At 50.6% G+C, this 18,853-nt stretch carries 19 protein-coding genes and 2 tRNA genes; 20 read left to right on the top strand and 1 reads right to left on the bottom strand.

Features of this window, described 5'->3' with window-relative positions; translation table 11 throughout:
• The first annotated feature begins 63 nt into the window (after nt 1-63).
• The 20 genes from AK95_RS34625 to AK95_RS34325 all read left to right on the top strand — a co-directional run bounded on the left by AK95_RS34625 (nt 64) and on the right by AK95_RS34325 (nt 18,210).
• Complete coding sequence (locus AK95_RS34625) at nt 64-219, top strand: hypothetical protein (protein ID WP_201259437.1); 156 nt, start codon at nt 64-66, stop codon at nt 217-219.
• A 142-nt stretch (nt 220-361) separates the two neighbouring features.
• Nucleotides 362-2,326: a ribosomal protection-like ABC-F family protein gene (abc-f, locus tag AK95_RS27025; protein WP_071223004.1), complete on the top strand. Its 1,965-nt coding sequence runs from the start codon at nt 362-364 to the stop codon at nt 2,324-2,326.
• Nucleotides 2,327-2,479: 153 nt separating this feature from the next.
• Complete coding sequence (locus AK95_RS27030) at nt 2,480-3,733, top strand: LL-diaminopimelate aminotransferase (RefSeq protein WP_071223005.1); 1,254 nt, start codon at nt 2,480-2,482, stop codon at nt 3,731-3,733.
• A 316-nt stretch (nt 3,734-4,049) separates the two neighbouring features.
• Nucleotides 4,050-4,610 carry a bifunctional pyr operon transcriptional regulator/uracil phosphoribosyltransferase PyrR gene (gene pyrR, locus AK95_RS27035; RefSeq protein ID WP_071223006.1) on the top strand — a complete coding sequence of 187 codons (561 nt, stop codon included), beginning with the start codon at nt 4,050-4,052 and terminating at the stop codon, nt 4,608-4,610.
• The gene (locus tag AK95_RS27040; protein WP_201259439.1) at nt 4,610-5,521 is read left to right on the top strand and encodes an aspartate carbamoyltransferase catalytic subunit; all 912 of its coding nucleotides are present in this window, start codon (nt 4,610-4,612) and stop codon (nt 5,519-5,521) included. The genes pyrR and AK95_RS27040 overlap by 1 nt, the downstream gene beginning before the upstream one ends.
• A gap of 120 nt (nt 5,522-5,641) precedes the next feature.
• On the top strand, nt 5,642-6,943 hold the full coding sequence (locus AK95_RS27045) for a dihydroorotase (protein ID WP_071223008.1): 1,302 nt from the start codon (nt 5,642-5,644) through the stop codon (nt 6,941-6,943).
• 60 nt (nt 6,944-7,003) lie between these two features.
• A complete protein-coding gene (locus tag AK95_RS27050) occupies nt 7,004-8,140 on the top strand; it encodes a carbamoyl phosphate synthase small subunit (RefSeq protein ID WP_071223009.1) in 1,137 nt (378 codons plus the stop codon).
• A 1-nt stretch (nt 8,141) separates the two neighbouring features.
• On the top strand, nt 8,142-11,351 hold the full coding sequence (gene carB, locus AK95_RS27055; RefSeq protein WP_071223010.1) for a carbamoyl-phosphate synthase large subunit: 3,210 nt from the start codon (nt 8,142-8,144) through the stop codon (nt 11,349-11,351).
• Between the two features lie 19 nt (nt 11,352-11,370).
• A complete protein-coding gene (gene pyrF / locus AK95_RS27060) occupies nt 11,371-12,108 on the top strand; it encodes an orotidine-5'-phosphate decarboxylase (protein WP_071223011.1) in 738 nt (245 codons plus the stop codon).
• Nucleotides 12,105-12,746: an orotate phosphoribosyltransferase gene (gene pyrE / locus AK95_RS27065; protein WP_071223012.1), complete on the top strand. Its 642-nt coding sequence runs from the start codon at nt 12,105-12,107 to the stop codon at nt 12,744-12,746. The genes pyrF and pyrE overlap by 4 nt, the downstream gene beginning before the upstream one ends.
• A 205-nt stretch (nt 12,747-12,951) precedes the next feature.
• The gene (locus AK95_RS27070; RefSeq protein WP_071223013.1) at nt 12,952-13,536 is read left to right on the top strand and encodes a TetR/AcrR family transcriptional regulator; all 585 of its coding nucleotides are present in this window, start codon (nt 12,952-12,954) and stop codon (nt 13,534-13,536) included.
• 217 nt (nt 13,537-13,753) lie between these two features.
• Nucleotides 13,754-14,539, top strand: a complete 786-nt coding sequence (locus AK95_RS27075) for a hypothetical protein (RefSeq protein ID WP_071223014.1) — start codon at nt 13,754-13,756, stop codon at nt 14,537-14,539.
• A 73-nt stretch (nt 14,540-14,612) separates the two neighbouring features.
• Nucleotides 14,613-15,686 carry a WXG100 family type VII secretion target gene (locus AK95_RS27080; protein WP_071223015.1) on the top strand — a complete coding sequence of 358 codons (1,074 nt, stop codon included), beginning with the start codon at nt 14,613-14,615 and terminating at the stop codon, nt 15,684-15,686.
• Between the two features lie 14 nt (nt 15,687-15,700).
• The gene (locus AK95_RS27085; RefSeq protein WP_071223016.1) at nt 15,701-16,465 is read left to right on the top strand and encodes a hypothetical protein; all 765 of its coding nucleotides are present in this window, start codon (nt 15,701-15,703) and stop codon (nt 16,463-16,465) included.
• Between the two features lie 2 nt (nt 16,466-16,467).
• The gene (locus AK95_RS27090; RefSeq protein WP_071223017.1) at nt 16,468-16,737 is read left to right on the top strand and encodes a DUF4176 domain-containing protein; all 270 of its coding nucleotides are present in this window, start codon (nt 16,468-16,470) and stop codon (nt 16,735-16,737) included.
• A 42-nt stretch (nt 16,738-16,779) separates the two neighbouring features.
• Nucleotides 16,780-17,052, top strand: a complete 273-nt coding sequence (locus AK95_RS27095) for a WXG100 family type VII secretion target (RefSeq protein WP_071223018.1) — start codon at nt 16,780-16,782, stop codon at nt 17,050-17,052.
• A 177-nt stretch (nt 17,053-17,229) separates the two neighbouring features.
• Nucleotides 17,230-17,394 (top strand): hypothetical protein, encoded by a 165-nt coding sequence (locus tag AK95_RS34630; RefSeq protein ID WP_164817394.1) that lies wholly within the window; start codon nt 17,230-17,232, stop codon nt 17,392-17,394.
• An 82-nt stretch (nt 17,395-17,476) separates the two neighbouring features.
• A tRNA-Met gene (locus AK95_RS27100) sits at nt 17,477-17,553 on the top strand.
• Between the two features lie 55 nt (nt 17,554-17,608).
• A tRNA-Ile gene (locus AK95_RS27105) sits at nt 17,609-17,682 on the top strand.
• Between the two features lie 327 nt (nt 17,683-18,009).
• Entirely contained in the window at nt 18,010-18,210 is a 201-nt protein-coding gene (locus AK95_RS34325; RefSeq protein ID WP_071223019.1) for a hypothetical protein, read from the top strand.
• Nucleotides 18,211-18,588: 378 nt separating this feature from the next.
• Here AK95_RS34325 and AK95_RS27115 read toward each other — a convergent pair whose 3' ends face one another.
• Nucleotides 18,589-18,792 (bottom strand): hypothetical protein, encoded by a 204-nt coding sequence (locus tag AK95_RS27115; protein ID WP_071223020.1) that lies wholly within the window; start codon nt 18,790-18,792, stop codon nt 18,589-18,591.
• Nucleotides 18,793-18,853 lie beyond the last annotated feature (61 nt).

Genomic DNA, 18,853 nt, shown 5'->3' on the forward strand with positions numbered 1-18,853 from the left:
TCTTGCCATCCAAACCATGGATATGTTATAGTGACGATAACTTTAATGAAGGAGGTGAGCAGGATGAATATCGAGATGGTTAACAACCGTATTAGCCAGCTGCCTATAGCTATGGCTGGCATTGTTCATGCATTTCTCTACAACGGGAGAGGTCTGTCCAATTTTAATGATACGGTTTGTACCATCGCGAGAAGTCACCTGCCTGCCTACACGGATTAAGCCTATTGAGGCTTACTATTCTTAAGGGTCTGCGGAGCTTGCTCTGTGGGCCCTTTTTGCGTTTGCAGTCCGGGTCTTCTCCTTAATCTATACGCTCGGCGAACGAGTAGAATTGTTCGCAGCATACAGGAGGAAACCTAAAATGAATATGATCAATGTACAGAAACTGACGCAATACCACGGTGCTCATCTGGTACTGGACCAGATATCGTTTGAAATACAGGAAGGCGAGAAGGTCGCGCTTATTGGAAGGAACGGCAGCGGAAAGTCGACGCTGATGCGCCTGCTTGCGGGTCTGGATCAGCCCAACGAGGGGCTGCTGGCCATCAAGAAGGGGGCGAAAATCGGATATTTGGAGCAAATTCCGAGCCATATGGATACATGGACGGTGCAGGATGTACTGGCACAGGGATTGCGTCACTTGAAGGATTACCGAGCGGAAATGACGGGGCTTGAGGAAAAAATGAGTGACCCGGACATCGCCGGAGATTCTGAGATGCTCGATCGAGTGCTGCGGAAATACTCAGCGCTTCAGGAACGGTTTGAAACAGAGGGCGGCTATGAGCTGGAAGCAAGCATCGATAAAATCGCTACCGGGCTGCAAATACCCAAGAGTGAGTACGGATTGGCCTTTGGTTCGTTATCGGGAGGAGAACAGACACGTGTCGTGCTGGCATCGCAGCTAATTGTACAGCCGGATTTGCTCCTGCTCGATGAACCAACCAACCATCTGGATTTAGCACGCACGGAATGGTTGGAGGAATTCTTGCGCGAATATCCGGGAACTTGCGTCATTATTTCTCACGACCGATATTTTCTGGACCGGGTTGTGTCCAAAACGATAGAGATTGAAGATGGCGAAGTTTTCAGTGCTCATGGCGGCTATACCGCGTTCATGAAAGAGAAGGAAGAGCGATTGCTGCAGCAGTTCGCCGAATATCAAGAGCAGCAGAAAGTAATCAAGAAGATGAAGGAATCCATCAAGCAGCTTGAAGAGTTCGGCCGGATTGGCGGCAATGAGAAGTTTTTCAAGCGCGCGGCCTCCATGAGAAGGGCATTGGAGCGCATGGAGCGGGTCAAGCGACCCGTGCTGGAACGAAGACAGGCTGAGTTTGACCTGAATCCTCAGGATCGTTCCGGCCGCCGCGTGGCATACTTTGAACAAGTTGAGGTTTCCTATGGGAAACAGGCGGTGCTGAGGGGGGCATCCGGTCTAATCGAATTCGGTGAGAAAATCGCGCTGATGGGCTCGAACGGCAGCGGGAAAACAACGCTTTTTAAAGTGCTGTTGGGCGAGCTGACGCCTGATTCCGGTTTGCTTGAATGGGGTTCGCGTGTCGATGTCGGTTACTTGGCTCAGCAGGAGGAACCGGACAATCCGAAGGCAACGGTGCTCCAATATTTCCGGGAGAAGGCCGGAGTTGAAGAGGGAGAAGCCCGAGGGATATTGGCAAGGTATCTGTTCTATGGCGCGGCCGTATTCAGATCGGTGGGGCAGCTGTCCGGAGGGGAATGGACACGATTGAGACTCGCGCTGCTCATCCATCAGAAGCCGAACCTGCTGCTTCTGGATGAACCCACGAACCATCTGGATATTGCCTCCCGTGAAGCGTTGGAGGATGCATTGCAGGGTTATACGGGGACCGTTCTTGCCATTTCCCATGACCGTTATTTCGTGAATCAAGTGTCTCGCAAAGTGTGGGATTTAAATCAAGGGAAGCTGACGGTCTATCATGGAAATTATGATGATTTCCGGGATAAGAAAGAACGGCTTGAAGCTGAACTTCAGACAAGGGATTTATCAGCGGGGAGAGAGGGTATCCCCAAACAGAAGGCGGAGCCGCAGCCCCAAGCGAAGGATAGCCCTGCTCTGCTTACCAAGAAATTAAATGCGGATCGTTCTTCCGCTGAAAGGGCCAAATGGTTGGAGGAGGAAATTGCTCGTATTGAGACCCGCATTCGGGAGCTTGACGGCTGGCTTGAGAGAGAAGGCGGCGATTTACACGAGGATACGGATCTGTCGCAACTCGAGCAGCGCTGGAACGACCGAGAGCTGTTATCCGCGAGTCGTGACGAGCTCCTTGCGGAATGGCTGGAGCTAACTTAAAGTACAAATTCAAATATGAACACCTTATGATTTACCAGCTCCACCAGCCGAAAAAGTACAAATCATTTGATATATAATGCATGGCTCCCGTTGTGATTTTCCTGCATATTTAGGATGAGTATGAAAGCTTAGAGTAGGAGATGAATACAAATCATGAGTATCGATAAATATCAGGAAACGTACATTCAACAGAACTTTGCCAACCGGATCGGCGGTGCTAATTATGGCAAAGATACAGCCATTTATAAATTCGAGAAGATCAAAAGAGCCAAGGCAGCGGCGAAGCAGGAGCATCCTGGGACGGAGCTGATCGATATGGGGGTTGGCGAGCCGGATGAGATGGCGGATGCAGGCATCGTGGCGAAGCTTGCAGAAGAAGCAGGGAAGCGGGAAAACCGCGGCTATGCGGATAATGGGATTCCGGAGTTCAAGGAAGCAGCCGTTCGCTACTTGAAGAATGTATTTGGCGTAGAAGGCATTGATGCCGCTACAGAAGTTCTGCACTCCATCGGTTCCAAGCCGGCACTGGCGATGCTGCCGTCCTGCTTCATTAATCCTGGGGACATCACCATTATGACGGTTCCCGGATATCCTGTACTCGGTACGCATACCAAGTATTTGGGCGGTGAAGTTTACAATGTGGAACTGAAAAAAGAGAACGGATTTCTGCCGGATCTCAGCTCCATCCCTGAGGACATTGCCCGCCGTGCCAAACTGCTCTACCTGAACTATCCGAACAACCCGACGGGTGCCAGCGCAACGGTCGAGTTTTTCACCGAGGTCGTTGAGTGGGCCCGGAAGTATGGTGTTGTTGTTGTCCATGACGCTCCTTATGCGGCACTGACTTACGACGGCTTGAAGCCGCTTAGCTTTCTCTCCGTACCCGGCGCGAAGGATGTTGGCGTGGAGCTTCATTCTCTGTCCAAATCTTACAACATGACGGGATGGCGCATTGGTTTCATCGCCGGTAACCCGCTAGTGGTTAAAGCGTTTGGCGATGTGAAGGACAACAACGATTCAGGACAATTCATCGCCATTCAAAAGGCTGCCGCATACGGTCTGGACAATCCGCAAATTACAGAGAAGATCGCTGAGAAGTATTCCCGCCGTCACAATATGCTGGTGGACGTGTTGAACGGGCTTGGTTTTACAGCCGAGAAGCCGAAGGGCTCCTTCTTCCTCTACGTTGAAGCTCCAAAAGGCGTTAAAGGCGGGCGCCGTTTTGAATCCGGCGAGGATTTCTCCCAGTATCTGATTCGCGAGAAATTGATCTCCACCGTACCTTGGGATGATGCGGGACATTTCGTACGCTTCTCCGTTACCTTCATTGCTGACGGTGAGGAAGAAGAGAAACGCGTCATTTCCGAAATTCGCAGAAGACTTAGCGATGTTGAATTTGAATTTTAGTGACATGTTATAACTCCGCTTGGTACGCGACATCTTTCGACTTGATTACGGTTGACATCTCCTGTAGGGTCTGTCATAATGAATTCAATCGAATAGCACCTTTAAATCAGTCCCGTGAGGCTGGCAAGGTAACGTGAACCGAGGTTCATTAACAGAAGGCAAAGCTCTGTCTGCGGATAGTTGCTGAGCTTTCCACACTATCTCTATGAGATCAACTCCTTGTCCAGCCGGGCAAGGAGTTTTTTTGTGTGTAATGAACTCACGGATCGTCTGAACTAGAAAGGGCTAATCAAACGTTTAGAAGGAGGACTTAAGGATGAGCAACGAACAGCATGTGATTATGGACGAGACGGCCATCCGCCGCGCCCTAACGAGAATTGCCCATGAAATTTTGGAAAAGAATAAAGGGATTGAGGACTGCGTCCTGGTCGGCATTCGCACACGCGGCGTGTTCTTGGCTCAGAGAATCGCTGAGCGAATGAATGAGATTGAAGGCACGCCGATTCCATGGGGAGAGATCGATGTGACTTCCTACCGCGATGACCGAGACAGCAAAGAAGCGGCTGCAGAACGGGGAGAAGGAGCGAAGCTCAGCCTGGAACATCTGAACATTCATGACAAGAAGGTTATTTTGTTCGATGACGTGCTGTACACCGGACGGACGATTCGGGCTGCGATGGACGCCCTGATGGACTGCGGACGGCCTAGAATGATACAGCTGGCGGTTCTGGCAGACCGCGGGCATCGCGAACTGCCGATCCGGCCGGATTATATCGGCAAGAACGTTCCTACCTCCAAACATGAGGAAATTACGGTTGCATTAACCGAAATCGACGGCAAGGATGAAGTGACCATTAGCCAAAGAGAGGAACGATAATCATGACAACAGCCATTTCATTGAAAGAACGTAGCCTCTTAGGCTTGAAGGATATTAGCAGAGACGAGATTGGATCGATCTTGAGTCGGGCGTCATATTGGGAAGCACAGTCCGAGAAAGTGGTGCCGGTACTTAAATCGAAATTTGCGGTTAATATGTTCTTCGAGAACAGCACCAGAACGAGATTTTCGTTTGAAATGGCTGAGAAAAGACTCGGCGCCGAGGTGATGAACTTTGCAGCGGCAGCCTCCAGCGTCGAGAAGGGTGAGTCGATCTACGATACCGTGAGGACACTGGAATCCATGGGGATCGATGCGGGCGTCATCCGGCTGAAACCCTCCGGAGTGCTGCAGGAGCTGGCCGAGCGGATCTCGATCCCGCTGGTCAATGCGGGGGACGGCAACAACGAACATCCTACCCAGGCGCTCCTGGATCTGTACACGATGAAGAAATGCTTTGGAGAGCTTAAAGGATTGACGGTATCCATTATTGGGGACATCAAGCATAGTCGGGTTGCACGATCAGACCTGTGGGCACTGCAGAAGTTCGGAGCTCATGTGCAATTCTGCGCACCGGAATCGATGCAGGCACCAGAGCTAGCCCAGTATGCACCCTATGTCTCGATGGAGAAGGCACTGAAGGCAGATGTGGTGATGATGCTGAGGGTTCAGCTGGAACGCCATAACGAAGGTGTATTTAAATCCAGCGCGGAATACCGGCAGCAGTATGGTTTGACGGAAGAACGGGCGGCCAAGCTGCCCGGGCATACGATGATTATGCACCCGGCACCGGTGAACCGGAACGTTGAAATCGACGATGCGGTCGTGGAAAGTCCCAAATCGATGATATTCAAGCAGATGGCAAACGGTGTGCCGATTCGCATGGCGGTTATGGAACGGGCGATGGGCTGATTCGAAACGCGAAATACGGTGTACAGGATGAATAAATATTAATATTTATACACAAATATGAATTTTTATTATACAATATACAAAGAAGCGAACGGTGCTTCTACTGCGGAGGGGACCAAGATGCAAATGCAAGTGATAAAGAATGCCAAAGTGATCAATGAACAAGGACAGCTCGAAGATAAACATATCGTCATTGCAGACGGATTGATTCAGTCGGTTACAAGTGATCTCGCAGCTTTGCCGGAACTTGGCGATAACGTTCAGATCATCGATGCCGAGGGCAAACTGGTCACACCGGGATTCATCGATATGCATGTGCACTTGAGAGAGCCGGGTTATGAGCACAAGGAAACGATCGAGAGCGGCAGCCGCTCGGCAGTGAAAGGCGGATTTACAACCATCGCCTGCATGCCGAACACAAGACCGGTGACCGATTCGCCGGAAACCGTGAAGCTTGTTCTGGATAAGGCTAGCGAAGCGGGGCTGGCCAAGGTGCTGCCTTACGCAGCCATTACGAAAAACGAGTTGGGCCGCGAACTGACGGATTTTGAGGCCTTGAAGGCAGCAGGTGCGATCGGGTTTACGGATGACGGCGTTGGTGTGCAGAACGCACAGATGATGAAAGATGCCATGAACCAAGCAAAAGCGCTGGGCATGCCGGTCATTGCACATTGTGAGGATGACTCGCTGGTCAAAGGGGCTTGCGTGACTGAAGGCAAGTTCGCTCAGAAGCACGGCCTGAAAGGAATACCCAACGAGTCGGAAGCAATCCATGTCGGACGGGACATACTGCTGACAGAAGCCACCGGCGTACATTACCATGTATGCCATGTGAGCACAGAGCAGTCCGTACGCTTGATCCGCCAGGCAAAAGCGATTGGCATCTCGGTAACGGCCGAGGTATGTCCGCACCATCTGGTTCTCTCTGACGAGGATATTCCCGGCCTGGATGCCAACTGGAAGATGAACCCGCCGCTGCGCACCCCGCGTGATGTGGAGGCTTGTATAGAAGGTCTGCTGGATGGAACGCTTGATATGATCGTAACGGATCATGCGCCGCACAGCGCGGAAGAGAAGGCGAAGGGCATGGAGCTTGCACCATTCGGTATCGTGGGATTCGAAACAGCATTCCCGCTGCTCTATACCCAGTTCGTTGTCACAGGAAAATGGGATCTTAGCTTGCTGGTGAAGCGGATGACAAGCGATCCGGCAAGAGTATTCGGTCTTGAATCTGGCGTGCTGGAAGCCGGTAGAGCCGCGGACCTGACGATGATTGATCTCGAAGCCGAGAAAGAAGTGAACCCGGAAGAGTTCGCAACGAAAGGCCGCAACACGCCGTTTACTGGCTGGAAGCTGAAAGGCTGGCCGGTGATGACTTGGGTGGATGGCGAAGTGAAATGGTCTGAAAAGAGCGGTTTCTAAGTAACACTTAGGCAATTGACTAATAAAATAAATTACACATAGATGACAGGAGTGATCGGGATGCAGGCAAGATTGTTACTGGAGGACGGAACGCTGTTTAGCGGAAAATCCTTCGGCGCGGATGCTGAAATGACCGGAGAGGTTGTTTTCAATACAGGGATTACAGGATATCAAGAGGTGCTGAGCGACCCGTCTTACTGTGGACAGATCGTGACCATGACGTACCCTTTGATCGGGAACTACGGCATTACGCGGGATGACTTTGAATCCATTCGACCATTTGTCCACGGATTCGTTGTTCGTCGTCATGAGCCTGTTCCTAGCAACTGGCGTGCAGAGTACAGTGTTGACAGTTTATTAAAGGAATATGGTATTCCAGGTATCAGCGAGATTGATACACGGATGCTGACCCGGATTATTCGCCACTACGGTACGATGAAAGGGATTCTGACCACTACAAACAAACCGGTGGAAGAGCTCAAGGAAATGCTCGGCGATACGACGATCGCTGAACTCCGCAACCAGGTGGCAAAAACCTCTACGCCGCAAATGTTTACAAGTCCGGGCTCCAAGGAGCGGATCGTTCTGGTTGACTTCGGTGCAAAAAGCGGAATCCTGCGCGAACTGACCTCCCGCGGCTGCGATGTGATGGTTGTTCCGCATGACACGACAGCTGATGAAATCCGCAGACTTCACCCGGACGGCATTCAGTTGTCCAACGGCCCTGGGGACCCGAAAGACGTTCCATACGCGGTCGACATGGTTAAAGAACTGCTTGGCGAATATCCGATCTTCGGCATCTGCCTTGGCCACCAATTGTTTGCGCTGGCTGCGGGCGCCGATACCGAGAAGCTGAAATTCGGCCACCGCGGCGGGAACCATCCGGTAAAAGAGCTTGCCAGCGGACGCTGCTACATCACTTCCCAAAATCATGGATATACCGTAAACGAAGAATCCATCAAAGGGACGGATCTGGAAGTTACGCATATTAACAATAACGATAAAACGATCGAAGGCTTGAAGCACACGAAATTCCCGGCCTTCTCCGTGCAATATCATCCTGAAGCTGCACCTGGTCCGCTCGACAGCAGCTATCTGTTCGATCAATTCCTTGAGATGATAAGAGACCATAAACAGAATGAAATCCGGAAACCGCGCCAGGCGGTTCTGGCTGCAGCCGTGAAAGGAGCTCATTAATATGCCTAAAAATGATACATTGAAAAAAATTCTCGTCATCGGCTCCGGCCCGATTGTCATCGGGCAAGCAGCGGAATTCGACTACGCTGGAACACAGGCTTGCCAAGCATTGAAAGAAGAAGGTATCGAGGTTGTGCTGATCAACAGCAACCCGGCGACCATCATGACCGACACAAACATGGCGGATAAAGTATATATCGAGCCGATTACGCTCGACTTTGTTACACAGATCATCCGTCAAGAGCGTCCGGACGGTTTGCTCCCGACGCTTGGAGGGCAAACGGGCCTGAACATGGCAGTTGAGCTTGCACGCGCCGGTATTCTGGAGCAGGAGAATGTGAAGCTGCTCGGAACGCAGCTGGAGTCCATCGAGAAAGCCGAAGACCGCGATCTGTTCCGTGATCTGATGCGCGAACTCGATCAGCCCGTACCGGAAAGCACCATCGTAACGACTCTGGAAGAAGCGCTTGATTTCGCGAATGAGATCGGTTATCCGGTGATCGTGCGTCCGGCATACACGCTAGGAGGCACCGGCGGCGGTATTTGCGCAACCGAAGAGGAACTGCGTGAAACGGTCAGCTCCGGACTTCGCTACAGCCCGATCACACAATGTTTGATCGAGAAGAGCATCGCGGGAATGAAGGAAGTCGAGTATGAGGTTATGCGCGACGCAAATGATAACTGCATCGTGGTATGTAACATGGAGAACTTTGATCCGGTCGGCGTTCATACCGGTGACAGCATCGTCGTGGCGCCAAGCCAAACGCTGTCCGATCGCGAGTATCAAATGCTCAGATCGGCATCGCTGAAAATCATCCGTGCCCTGAACATTGAGGGCGGATGTAACGTGCAATTCGCGCTCGATCCAAACAGCTATCAATATTATGTCATCGAGGTAAACCCTCGCGTCAGCCGCTCTTCTGCCCTTGCTTCCAAGGCAACGGGTTACCCGATCGCGAAGATGGCAGCAAAAATCGCGATGGGTTACACCCTGGACGAGATCGTCAACCCGGTAACGGGACAGACCTATGCTTGCTTTGAGCCTACGCTGGACTATATCGTCAGCAAAATTCCACGCTGGCCATTCGACAAGTTCATCCATGCTAACCGGAAGCTCGGAACTCAGATGAAGGCAACCGGCGAGGTGATGGCGATTGGCCGGACTTTCGAAGAATCGATCCATAAAGCGGTTCGTTCTCTGGAGATCGGCGTGCACCGCCTTTACTTGAAAGGCGCGAATGAGCTGAGTGATGAAGTGCTCCAGGAGCGTCTGATTAAAGCCGACGATGAGCGGATGTTCCTGATCGCAGAAGCATTCCGCCGGGGGTATGGACTTCAACAGATTCAGGACCTGACGAAGATCGACTGGTGGTTCCTGGACAAAATCGAACGCCTGATTAAGTATGAAGATCACATTCGCAGCGAAGCGGCACTGACATACGAAACGCTGTACGAAGCGAAGCGACTCGGTTTTACGGATCGCGCTATAGCGGAGCTGCGCACGGAAGGCAATGCCAGCACCCACACAACCGAGGAGTCGATCGGATTCCTGCGTCGCGAGCATGGATTGCGCCCGGTTTACAAAATGGTTGATACTTGCGCGGCGGAATTTGAAGCAACGACACCGTACTACTACTCGACGTACGAAACCGAGAATGAAGTGATCGAATCCGCCAAGGAGAAGGTCGTCGTACTGGGCTCCGGACCGATCCGGATCGGTCAAGGCATCGAGTTCGACTACTCCACGGTGCACGCTGTATGGGCGATCCAGAAGGCGGGATACGAAGCAGTTATCATTAACAACAACCCGGAGACCGTATCCACTGACTTTAATACGTCGGACCGACTCTACTTCGAACCGCTCTTCCTAGAAGATGTCATGAACGTCATCGAGCAGGAGAAACCGATCGGTGTCATCGTACAGTTTGGCGGGCAGACAGCTATTAACCTCGCTGAGCCGCTCAACAAGGCGGGCGTGAAGATTCTGGGTACCAGCTTGGAAAGCATTGACGAAGCCGAGGACCGTAAAAAATTCGAAGCGCTTCTGTCCAGACTGGAGATTGCTCAACCGAAAGGAAAAACGGTAACTTCGGTTGATGATGCTGTAGAAACCGCGCAATCACTGGGATATCCTGTACTGGTAAGACCATCGTATGTACTCGGTGGACGCGCCATGGAGATTGTTTACTCCGACAGCGAGCTGCTGAGTTACATGACAGAGGCGGTTAAGATCAACCCGGATCATCCGGTTCTGATCGACCGTTACATGATGGGTAAAGAAGTAGAAGTAGACGCGATCTGCGATGGCGATACGGTGCTGATACCAGGCATCATGGAGCATGTAGAACGTGCAGGCGTTCACTCCGGTGACTCGATTGCGGTATATCCTCCTCAGTACTTGTCCCAGGATCTGAAGGACAAGATTGCGGAAATTACGATCAAGATTGCCAAAGAGCTGAATACACGCGGACTTGTTAACATCCAGTTCGTTATCTATAAAAATGAAGTGTACGTAATCGAAGTAAATCCGCGTTCTTCCCGGACGGTTCCGTTCCTGAGCAAGGTTACAGGCATCCCGATGGCCAACCTGGCAACACAGGCGATCATGGGCGGCAAGCTGAAGGAGCTTGGATACGAGGAAGGCATGTGGCCGGAAAGCGAACATGTATCGGTTAAAGTACCGGTGTTCTCCTTTGCTAAACTTCGCCGCGTTGAGCCTACCCTTGGACCGGAAATGAAGTCTACCGGTGAGGTTATGGGCCGAGACGTGAAGTATGCCAAAGCGCTGTACAAAGGTCTGATCGGTGCAGGCATGAAAATTCCTTCAACAGGAGCGATCATCGCTACCATCGCAGATAAGGATAAAGCCGAAGCTGCAGCACTGCTGAAAGGCTTCCATAAGCTTGGCTATAAAATCATCGCAACAGGCGGCACGGCAGCAGCATTGAAGGAAGCGGGACTTGATGTGACCACCATTCATAAGCTGTCCGAGGGAACGCCGAACATTCTGGATATGATCCGCACAGGTGAAGCGAACTTCGTCTTTAACACTTTAACCAAAGGTAAAACGCCGCAGCGTGACGGATTCCGAATTCGCCGTGAAGCGGTTGAAAACGGTGTGGTATGTATGACCTCGCTCGATACGGTTCGTGAGCTTCTGACGATGCTGGAGACCATCAATTTCTCTTCTGAAGCAATGCCGGTTGTTTAATCGAGAAGGAGGGGTATAGATGAGCGCCAGCTACAATGAAATGGCGGGCCGCCTTATGGTGGCCCTGGATTACCCGGATGCCCAGCGCGCAAAGGCATTGGTGCAGCAGCTGGAGGGCATCCCGTGTTATATGAAGGTCGGCATGCAGCTGTTCTACGCGGCCGGTCCTGATTTTGTCAAGGAATTGAAAGCAAAAGGTTATTCCGTATTTCTGGATGTGAAGATGCATGATATTCCGAACACGGTAAAAGGCGGGGCGAACAGCGTAACGCGGCTGGGTGTGGACATGTTTAATGTCCATGCCGGCGGCGGGGCTCTCATGATGCAGGCGGCAAAAGCCGGGGCGGAGGCCGCAGTGGCGGACACCCCGGGTCTTGCCATGCCTACCATCATTGCGGTAACCCAGTTGACTAGCACGAGTCAGGATGTCATGAATAACGAAATCGGTATCCCGGGTTCGGTTGAAGATGCGGTCGTACGATATGCGAAGCTGGCTCAGCAAGCGGGGCTGCATGGCGTCGTCGCTTCATCGCTTGAAGTGGAGGCCATAACATCCGTATGCGGACAAGCGTTTAAGACCGTTATACCAGGTATTCGTCCGGCCGGTGCGGATATCGGAGACCAGGCACGGGTTCTTACACCAGGGGAAGCCATCCGCAAGGGCAGTCATTATCTGGTTGTCGGCCGCCCGATTACGGAATCCCCGAACCCGAGACAAGCAGCAGAACAGATTATTGAGGAGATGATTCAAGCATGAGTACACTCGCGAATATTCCACATCAGATCGCATCTTATTTGCTGAAGATTGAGGCCGTTTCTCTTAGGCCCCATCAGCCGTTTACATGGACGTCGGGAATTAAGTCCCCGATCTACTGTGATAATCGCTTGACGATGTCGTTTCCCGAGATTCGCGACTACATTGCTGAATCGTTCGCAGCTGTCATCCGGGAGCAATATCCGGAGGCTGAGGCCATTGCTGGAACAGCCACAGCCGGGATTCCGCATGCGGCCTTTGTTTCACAGAAGATGAATCTGCCAATGTCCTATATTCGGGACAAAGCAAAGGGCCATGGCAAGGAAAACCTGATCGAAGGCTTGATCAAGCCCGGTCAAAAGGTGGTTGTGATCGAGGATCTGATATCCACGGGCGGCAGCTCGCTAAAAGCGGCGCAAGCGGTCAAGGATGCAGGAGCGGAGCCGCTGGCGGTAGTGGCTATTTTCAGCTACCAGCTGGATAAAGCAGTGCAAGCCTTCGCCGAAGCTGGGATTCCGCTGCAGAGCTTGTCCAACTACGGAGCGCTGATCGAAGTTGCGCTATCCGAGAATCGGATTCAGGAACAGGATGTGGAGCTTCTTCAATCCTGGAGATCGAATCCTGCTTCCTTTGGTGTGTAAACAACTTATACAAGCTAGGATAATCCGGCTGTCGCCTTTGTGAGTTATCACAGAGCGGCAGCTTTTTTATATTCTAAAGCCAAAGATAATCCGCGGAGGATGCCGGGTTGACAGCGGGTGGCTGGATCGTTACATTAGGACTGTACGCGGCTGCAGCCAGCTATCGGTGTCCTTATGCTGATATAGAAGGGATTTAGTCTAACAGATGAATACAAAGAAAGAAGCAGTGCTTGAAGCCGGGAAGCGGTTGTTCATGGAGCAGGGGATTTTGCAGACGAGCATGGAGCAGATTGCCGAAGCGGTCCCCGTTTCCAAGATGACGATTTATAACCACTATCAGAGCAAAGAGGGCTTATTGGACCATGTGGTGGACCGGATGGTCGAGGAGCTCATGGCGCTGTACCGTAATATTATGGATCAGGCAAAAGATCCGCTTGAGGCGTTAACGGTCTTCTACAGAGATCAGAACAAATTTTCTGCGTTGGTATCCCAGAAATTTGTGGCGGATCTGGCCAAATTCCCGGAGCAGATGGACAAGCTGCTTCAATTCAATCAGAAATTCGTTGTTCCGGAATTCGAAATGCTGATCTTTAAAGGCCAGCAGCTTGGACAGATACGAAAAGACATCTCTCCCCAGGTACTGGTTGCATTCCTGACTTTCATCAAGGAATTTACGGCACGGACCGAATGGTACCATGGTTTGGGAAGCCTGAACGCGGTCAGTGAACAGCTGATGACGATTCTATATCACGGAATTATCCAGCAGGAAGACCCGTCTAATCTAATATGAGTATAAGAACATTCCAGAGGTGATTTCGACCCGGGAATGTTTTTTTATAAAATTTTACTGATGAATCGTTTGAAGATCGGCTGATTTGGGTATATGTTCCTATAAATTTAGGGCCATGACTTGGTAGAGGGGAAGGAGACGTCTCACCTATAATAGTAATGATAATCTCAGATATAAACACAAAATAGGCGGGACTGACCGTAAGGAGGAGAGATCTTTGGAAGTTTCATCCAGGATCAAACTGACCGGCAAACAATTCTTTGTACTAACCGGCATCGTCGGTGCGCGGGCTGTCATTGGGTTAGAGGACCCTTTTCGCGGAACGCTGGCCGAGGAGATGCCTGTAGAAGTGGCCAAGATTGAGCAGGAGCTGCAGGAGAAAGGCTTGATCGATACGGCGGGTAAGGAGCCGGTTCTTGTGGAGGAACTCCTGGAATACATAGAAGTATGCAGCCGGACCCTGTTAACGATACATATGAGGGTGTCCGGTTCCGACGAAGCGCTGAAGGAGTGTTTCATTTATTACAGTTCAAGTCTGGTTGTAAGGGCCGATATTGAAAGCGGGCCTGACGGTGCGAGAATCTATGTGCTGGAAGCGCTGGGAACCCCTTCGGAGGCTTGGCTTAAAATCATCAGTCACCTGCAGCTGGAGGATAGGAAGAACCGGGATACAGCTCCATTGGCTATGCCTAAAGGCTGGTTCCAGCAATGGATGAGTGCCGAGCAAGGGGAGCAGGAGCCTCGGAAGTATTTGCTTGCACAAGGCTACCCGGAATCGGTCGTTTCTGCCTTGGCCGATAGCGTCAGCCATCCGGAGAGATATGCAACCTTCACAGCGTACTATTGCCCGGATCTGAACTGCAGAATAGAGGGAATCGAATTGTTGAGAGGACAGCATTCCAATTGGCTGATTCGCAATGAAGGCGAACAGGATCAGATTTGGGGCGCTACGGTAACGGAAGTTATCCGGGAGCTTGGCGCGGTCATTGAGCGCATTAAGTGAGAAAGGGCTGCATCATGATCCTGTACTCTCAAGTTATTACCTTCTCGATCAACGATATGGAGGATTGTTAGATATGACTAAAATACGTGTGGTACCTGACATGCTGAACCAGCAAGGAGCAGCGGTATCTGATATTGCACGGGAAGTCCAGCAGCTTCAGGAGCGCATGCAGCAGCGTATCCAGAGCATGTCCTGGGAGTCGCGTCATCGTGCCCAGGTTGAACAGCGCCTGGCCCAATGTAGGGCCGCTTGCCAGTCGGTGGTTAGCCGTCTGGAACAAAATCGAGGGCAGCTGGTGAAAAAGGCGGGTGATTTTTCGCAGACGGATCAATCGCTCGGCAGCAATCTCAACTTCGGCAAACAATCGGTGACCCAGGTCAGTCCGCATCTGCTGCTTCAGGCGAGTCTGGCACAGAACGGAAACAAGAACACGCACCCGCCCGTGACGGCAGCGGGGGTTGAATTCAATGCACTTGCGCCTTTTGGCGGAACGGCGGATCAATGGAAGAGTAATCCGCTAGCGGCCGCAGGGGTATTGTTCGGAACGGCAACGGCATCGGGTACGATGTATAAATACTGGGATATGTATCGGAACGGCTTTGGCGTGTGGCTTGAGAAAGACAAGCGCGGCAATATGCGAGCCAATGTGACGAACGGGATGCTGGCTAATATCCGCAAAAAATCCTATGCCGAATACAACTGGCGGAATCACCCCCGAATCCCGAAATACGTCCTACCCGGCGCGGCTGTTAAAGACTCGCTAAGCTGGAAGGGTGGTAAACTTGGTTATGCAGGCATCGCCATGCAAACGGTGGGAAATCTGGTGACGAATATCAACGAGAACAAGAGCGGGGCAAAAATAGCCGGAGATGCTGTAGTTGATGTGGGTGTCGGTGTGGGTACCGTCGTGGCATCCGCTGCGGCTGGCGCTAAGGCAGGCGCGCTGATCGGGACAGCAGTGGGCGGTCCGATTGGCACCCTTGCGGGTGCGGCCATCGGTTTCGGCGTATCGGTGGGTGCTTCCTATGTTATGGACGGCATCAAGTTTACGGATTTTGACGGGGACGGGAAGAAAGATACCGTAACCGAAGGATTGAAAATGGGGGCGGAGAAGATAGGTTCAACGATTGCCGGATGGTTCAAATAAAGGGAGTGTCATGGATGAGCGCAAAGATTTCAGAGGAAGAACAGTTTCATTTCCGACTGATCCCCGCCGAGCAGATACGGGGCGGCATCGTATGTTTTTTATTCATTATGCTGATCCCTGCGCTGGTCACGCTGGCAGCGCCGATAATGTCGGTATATATGTATGTGGCTGCGGCGGTGTGGGTGGTTATGCTGCTATGGGGAATTGGCCTGAGTGCAAATCCGTACCGGTCTGAGGTTGGTTTTGTGCTGTATTTGGGAATATACGGACTGGCTCTGGCGGTCACTTGTCAGATCGCTATCCTCAAAATGATGTATGACATGGCCGGAGTTGAATCGATTCTATATGGGCTTAGCTCGGTAGCGGTGATGCTTCTGCTTCTCCTTGTGTTTTATGTGCTGCATTTTAGAGCGCTGCAGCAAGGGACCTACCAGGCTATGGAGCGCAGTGGCAGCGTCGGTAAAGCGGGCAAAGCGGCCTTACTGTTTGCGGCTATAGGTTATACGGCTTATTACGTTGTGGTGGCGATAACCGGCGATCTCGGAGGATTTGTAATGGGCATGGCGGCTTTTTCCGTGTTGTTGATTCTCGGTCTGTACATGGCCGTTGTTTTCATTCATCGGTATATGTTCATCCAGAACAACATGGATAAGCTAAAAGCTCATTATCCCGTATTGGGATTGCCGAAGGAGCAGCGGAACGCCGCGTTTCTGAATAAATTGAATCAGGGCCGTACGTCGGCGGCACCGCACCGGAAGAGCAAGAAAAGGAGAGGGTAGTTATGACGCAGCAGCTGCTGTCGAACGGATCGATTGTCATTTTGAAAGAAGGCGAGAAGAAGCTCGTGATCTATGGTCGAAAGCAAATTCTGGCGCTTGATCAGCCGCAAATGTTCGACTATTTGGCTTGTCCATATCCGGAAGGTTATGTCAGCCCGGAGTTTGCCTACGTCTTTAACCATGAGGATATTCAGGAGATTATTTTTACCGGTTACCAGGACGAAGAGGAAGAACAGTTTCAGGCCGTACTCGCTGAGACGAAGCCTACATAACAAACGAGAAGATATCTATAAAGGGAGGAGTGAGGTAGATCCATGTCAGGACGCATAGAGGTATCCCCCGAGGAGCTGCGCCGGGCTGCGGCAGACATTCGTAGCGGGAGTGACTACGGCGGAGAATTGGTCGCCCGATTGTCCCAGGTCATTGAAACGTTGAATGCCGAATGGGAGGGCGTTTCCCAGCAGCGGTTTCGTACGGAGGCCGAGGAGACGAAGGCGCAGCTGATGAATTTCATCCAGATGATGAATTCGATGGAGCAGGAGCTTATGAGCATTGCCGCCCGATTTGCGGAGGCTGACGGCCAATAGGCGCGATTTACCTAAGGTGACAATCAATTGTATCCGTATCACGATGTGGTAAGGGTATGGCTGATTGTTTTTTTATGGGGAGATCGTGAAGAAGTTTATTGATCTGTGTTTTTTTTGTGGAAGAATGGACATAATATGACAGCATTACATTATCATTCGGGTAAGGAGTCGCATAGGATGAATTGGGTATATTATGGAAAGCTGTATACAAGCAAATTTCAGGCAGGGTGCTTTGCGAAACGTTTGGAGCAGGATGGCTGGCTGTTCGGGTATCATGATCCGCGGATGGTGGAGGTTTACCGTTCCAAAAAGGGCCGTTATGGTGTGCGGTTTATGCCTTGAGGAAATTCCATTAAAACAGTACTTGACTTGATGTAGGGTTATGGTGTATATTTATTCTTGTCGCTGTTTGATACAGCATTGACGCGGGGTGGAGCAGTTCGGTAGCTCGTCGGGCTCATAACCCGAAGGCCGCAGGTTCAAATCCTGCCCCCGCAACCAATTTTTAAACGATGTATGTATGACGTCCTTATGTTTATGTGTACATGTATGTTCAGGGCCCTTAGCTCAGTTGGTTAGAGCGGTCGGCTCATAACCGACTGGTCGGGGGTTCGAGTCCCTCAGGGCCCACTTTATCGAAAACCCTTGCGATGCAAGGGTTTTTTGCTGTTTATAGGGCTGTTTAGTTCCGACAAAAACGATGGTGAAGAATCAGGAAACTTTGATTTGCTAACGGCTGCTATTTATCCACAGGATCCAGAGATTAAAATGACGTTTCCACTTAAAGCAGCGTTACCGAAATTTGGTGTTCCTAAGTAACAACCAATGGGAAGAACTCAACGTATTCCTTAGAGATCAGCAAATGTCATTGATTTCGATAGGGATAATGATAAGGATAATGATAATGCCTACTAGCTCTACCAAGGTGGCCGTCGCATAACTGCAGCTGCTTCCAGTGTGGCGACAGCCGTCGAGCAGCCAGATGAACAAAAAGACGAAAATCAGGCTGAACTGGATTTTGAGAAATCCGGATCAAAGGGAACCAATGAACTAAGTGAAGGTCAAGCTGAGAATCCAGCGGATGCTGATCAGGAGCCGGCATCGAACGAGAACTCCGAAACGTTAAAAAAACCAATTAAGTCTAATCCCGGTAGCTAAAAATAATATAATCCAACCCCAGAGAATCAATAAACGGAAGGGGCGGGGGATGATCAAGTATTCTGAATACAATTTTGAAATAAGCTTCAAAGGCTCACCTCTTTTGTTGTGTAGCGTGATTTACGCATCTTAAAGAAATAGACACCGATCAGTATAATTCAATAAAACAGATATTAAAAACATCCACGAGAGCTCATTTTGCTGCGGTGGAAGATTCCTCTGTTAGAACACCTTCTTTGAATGAGCTTATTGATGAGTTGATCCCTGTTCTATCTCCAAATCCAAGAATAGCTCATAAGTAAGATGTTCTTGAATACTAAGGAATGCTGCGAAAATGACACCCTATCTATCGTTAAAAAAATACTTTTAACCTAAGGGTCATTTCTTTGGCGCCGTTGAATGATTGCTTTTTCCCTCTTTCGTTTTCAAATTTATATAGAGAAGAATGCTCCCAAAGAAAGATATTTCAACTGCACCAGTAAAAATCCGCATTAAATGTGTTTCTTTGAAATCAAATAAGATATGCCCCATACAGTATAAAGCCGAAAGAACAATAACCCATCGAAGTATTGCTTTTTTCATCAGTAGTCACCTCTTATTTAAGACAATTAAACTTCAAGCAGTAGAACAACTGTCTTTATAT

Origin of the sequence: Paenibacillus sp. LC231, from assembly GCF_001860525.1 — a bacterium.
GTDB lineage: Bacteria > Bacillota > Bacilli > Paenibacillales > Paenibacillaceae > Paenibacillus_AQ.

Excerpts from the sequence above, each read along its gene's own strand:
- AK95_RS34625 (WP_201259437.1), top strand. The coding sequence starts at position 64 with ATGAATATCGAGATGGTTAACAACCGTATTAGCCAGCTGCCTATAGCT.
- abc-f (WP_071223004.1), top strand. The coding sequence starts at position 362 with ATGAATATGATCAATGTACAGAAACTGACGCAATACCACGGTGCTCAT.
- AK95_RS27030 (WP_071223005.1), top strand. The coding sequence starts at position 2,480 with ATGAGTATCGATAAATATCAGGAAACGTACATTCAACAGAACTTTGCC.
- pyrR (WP_071223006.1), top strand. The coding sequence starts at position 4,050 with ATGAGCAACGAACAGCATGTGATTATGGACGAGACGGCCATCCGCCGC.
- AK95_RS27045 (WP_071223008.1), top strand. The coding sequence starts at position 5,642 with ATGCAAATGCAAGTGATAAAGAATGCCAAAGTGATCAATGAACAAGGA.
- AK95_RS27050 (WP_071223009.1), top strand. The coding sequence starts at position 7,004 with ATGCAGGCAAGATTGTTACTGGAGGACGGAACGCTGTTTAGCGGAAAA.
- carB (WP_071223010.1), top strand. The coding sequence starts at position 8,142 with ATGCCTAAAAATGATACATTGAAAAAAATTCTCGTCATCGGCTCCGGC.
- pyrF (WP_071223011.1), top strand. The coding sequence starts at position 11,371 with ATGAGCGCCAGCTACAATGAAATGGCGGGCCGCCTTATGGTGGCCCTG.
- pyrE (WP_071223012.1), top strand. The coding sequence starts at position 12,105 with ATGAGTACACTCGCGAATATTCCACATCAGATCGCATCTTATTTGCTG.
- AK95_RS27070 (WP_071223013.1), top strand. The coding sequence starts at position 12,952 with ATGAATACAAAGAAAGAAGCAGTGCTTGAAGCCGGGAAGCGGTTGTTC.
- AK95_RS27080 (WP_071223015.1), top strand. The coding sequence starts at position 14,613 with ATGACTAAAATACGTGTGGTACCTGACATGCTGAACCAGCAAGGAGCA.
- AK95_RS27085 (WP_071223016.1), top strand. The coding sequence starts at position 15,701 with ATGAGCGCAAAGATTTCAGAGGAAGAACAGTTTCATTTCCGACTGATC.
- AK95_RS27090 (WP_071223017.1), top strand. The coding sequence starts at position 16,468 with ATGACGCAGCAGCTGCTGTCGAACGGATCGATTGTCATTTTGAAAGAA.
- AK95_RS27095 (WP_071223018.1), top strand. The coding sequence starts at position 16,780 with ATGTCAGGACGCATAGAGGTATCCCCCGAGGAGCTGCGCCGGGCTGCG.
- AK95_RS34630 (WP_164817394.1), top strand. The coding sequence starts at position 17,230 with ATGAATTGGGTATATTATGGAAAGCTGTATACAAGCAAATTTCAGGCA.
- AK95_RS27115 (WP_071223020.1), bottom strand. The coding sequence starts at position 18,792 with ATGAAAAAAGCAATACTTCGATGGGTTATTGTTCTTTCGGCTTTATAC.